We start from the raw sequence: 2,509 nt of genomic DNA, 5'->3' as shown, positions 1-2,509 counted from the left end.
GCCGCGAAGCGCGGCTCGACGCACCCTACAGCATCGCCGGACGTTCCTGCCCATAAATGATGCGAGCCGGCGGACTCGTGAGAGTCGCCGGCCGCGGGAACGTGTATCGGAGACGAGAGTGGGGGTGTGCTCGATCCGGGGGCGAACCCGGGTCGCCGGGGGGAACGTATGTGGGATGCGAGCCGTCGAACGGGGGTCGGTCTGATCTCGCCACCGGCCGCCGTTCGAAGGCGAGAGAGGGTATTGCACCGGTCGTGCCAACGCCTGTCGGGCACCCGCGAAATCGCCCGCCCCGCGTCTTTCGTGCCCTCCGCGCGCCCCCGGCCCCCTACGTCGAAATCGCGGCTTCATCCAACGGAGCCAACACCTTGCGCCGCGCCCCGGTCGCGGTGCGATGTCCACGCAGTGGCGGACTTCTCGACACCCCGTCGCCGGACCGGGCGGAAAGAATGTCCAGGGAATTTTTACATTCCGCTTGGCGACTTTGCCGGCGTGCCCGCGTTTGGGCCAACTGCGCGAGTTGGGAAGCGGGATTCCGCTTGACAGGCAACGCGAAACCTGTGATCTGTGGAATGTATCGGCTCGTTTGCGGCGGTCGGCCCCTCGCTCCTCGACTCGTAATCCCGACCGCACCGCCCGGAGTGATTCTCTCATCGCCCGTGGCGGCCCCGACACGCCTTGAGGAACCGACGGCCATGCTGCACTTCTCTTGCGACGTCTGCGGCAAGGATCTGCCCGAGGAAGCCGCCCGATATGTCGTGAAGATGGAAGCCTTCGCGGCCACGAACCCGGCGGAGATCACCGACGACGACCTGGACACCGACCACGTCGAGGAGATGGCCCAGCTCCTGAACGAGATCGAGAACGGCGACCGCCCCGCACCCGAGGAACTCCCGTCCTGCTCCAAGATGCGGTTCGACCTGTGCCTCGGCTGCTTCCGCAAGTTCGCCAAGGACCCCCTCAGCCGCGACGCCGCCACCCGCTTCGACTTCAGCGAGAACTGACCCACGCCCCGCGACGCGACCAGTCGGCGGAGCCGACTGCTCACGCCCCCCGCACCGCCGGGAACGCCAGCACCAGCGCCTCGACCAGCACGAAGTGGAACCGCGAGAAGTATTGCGCGGTCGTCCAAGTGTTCGGGATGCGCGGCAGTGCCGGGAACAGGTTCGCGACGCGCTCGACGCCGCCCGCGACCGGTCCGCACGCCGCCCCGCGAATGTACGCGGTCGCGACCTGAACCACTTCCTTCGCCTCCCACCGCTCGCGCCGCACCGCGGACGTCTTCGACGCCCGAATGCGACCGAACACCGCGTCCAGCTCGGCGCTCGCGGCGTGCTCGTGTCGGAGGAACGCCAGCAGCCCGGCGCGGATCGCGGTCGCGCACACCTCGTGGTGCGTCGCGCCCTCGACGGTCTCGGGCCACAGGTGCCGCGTGTCGTACAGGAACTTCTCGGCCGCCTCGCGGTCCCCGAGCCGCTGGAACCAGCACAGGCACGCCCACCCGAGTTCGGCGAGTGCGTTGACCTGCGACAAGTGCCCTTTGCCAGCAATCATCGTGAGGGTCTGCACCACGGCATCGACCAGCGGCGGGAACAACTCCCCGTCGGGCATCGCGGCCACCTGACCGACGGCCTGAACGAGCAGGTCGGTAATCTGGCGGAACGTGCCGGGAGTGTCTTGGTTGGTTGGCGCGACCGCTTCCGCGCAGTGGGCGGTCACGGCGCCGCTGACCTTCAGCAACAGCGACGAGAGCCATTGCGGGTCAACCGTGCCGGCGAGTGCGAGTGCGGTGCGCCACGCCCGGAGTTGGTATCCCCGCTCGCCTGCCTCGGCGACCTCCAACAGATTGCGGAGCTGTTCCCCGTCGGCCTCGGGCGTCGTATGGAACCGTGAGATTTCCATCAGGGAGGCGCTCTGGTTTTTCGTCCAACTCGCGTATGGGTCAACGAAGTTGGTTGGCTCCAAAATGCGTGAGTGTTCCCGAAGTCGCGTTGTGGTGTACTCGACACGCGCCCCGGCTGCGAGAGGCCCAGCGTCCTCCGGCGCACGGTAAATGAGTCTTGCAGGGAGTACCGATCGGACCGATGAGCCCGTCAGAGCCTCCTCGATCCGGAATCCGAACATGGTAGTCCCGGATCGATGAACGTTCGCGGCGATCCATCGCTCGTCGCTAACTGGGCCGCATTCAAACGGTTGACTCGCGTACTCCTCGTCGGCCCGCAGTACGGCGTCGGCCGCGGCGCGGAGGCGCTGCGCGTCGGCGGCCGCCCCGAGGCGTGCGAAGGCGAACGCGAACATCATGTCGGCGTAGGCGCGCGTCGGGTCGCGGCCAAGGCCGGGGCCGGTGAGGTCGGTGACGAGCCACTGCTGCACGACGCCGTGCAACCGGGTGAGGCCCGCAATCAGTTCGGCGTTCGTTGCGGACATTGTTCGCCCCTCATGAGGCAGTCGGGACCAACCAATCACCCTGGCGAGCCGGGAGCGTGAGCGACCGGAGTGACGTTGCTCC

General features: G+C 67.6%; 2 protein-coding genes. One reads left to right on the top strand and one right to left on the bottom strand.

Annotated elements, in window-relative coordinates; genetic code table 11:
- Positions 1–695 precede the first annotated feature (695 nt).
- A complete protein-coding gene (locus ACTIGN_RS17925) occupies positions 696–1,004 on the top strand; it encodes a hypothetical protein (RefSeq protein ID WP_439626272.1) in 309 nt (102 codons plus the stop codon).
- Between the two features lie 40 nt (positions 1,005–1,044).
- On the opposite strand, the gene ACTIGN_RS17920 is transcribed toward ACTIGN_RS17925, so the two are convergent.
- Complete coding sequence (locus tag ACTIGN_RS17920) at positions 1,045–1,902, bottom strand: hypothetical protein (protein WP_439626270.1); 858 nt, start codon at positions 1,900–1,902, stop codon at positions 1,045–1,047.
- Positions 1,903–2,509: the final 607 nt, after the last annotated feature.

This window comes from Gemmata sp., from assembly GCF_051859125.1.
Taxonomy (GTDB): Bacteria; Planctomycetota; Planctomycetia; order Gemmatales; family Gemmataceae; genus Gemmata.
The sequence above is the reverse complement of the archived record's forward strand: the minus strand, read 5'-3'. Positions and strand labels throughout refer to the sequence as shown.

Bases quoted from the DNA above. Each gene is read 5' to 3' on its own strand.
- ACTIGN_RS17925 (WP_439626272.1), top strand. From the start codon at position 696: ATGCTGCACTTCTCTTGCGACGTCTGCGGCAAGGATCTGCCCGAGGAA.
- ACTIGN_RS17920 (WP_439626270.1), bottom strand. From the start codon at position 1,902: ATGGAAATCTCACGGTTCCATACGACGCCCGAGGCCGACGGGGAACAG.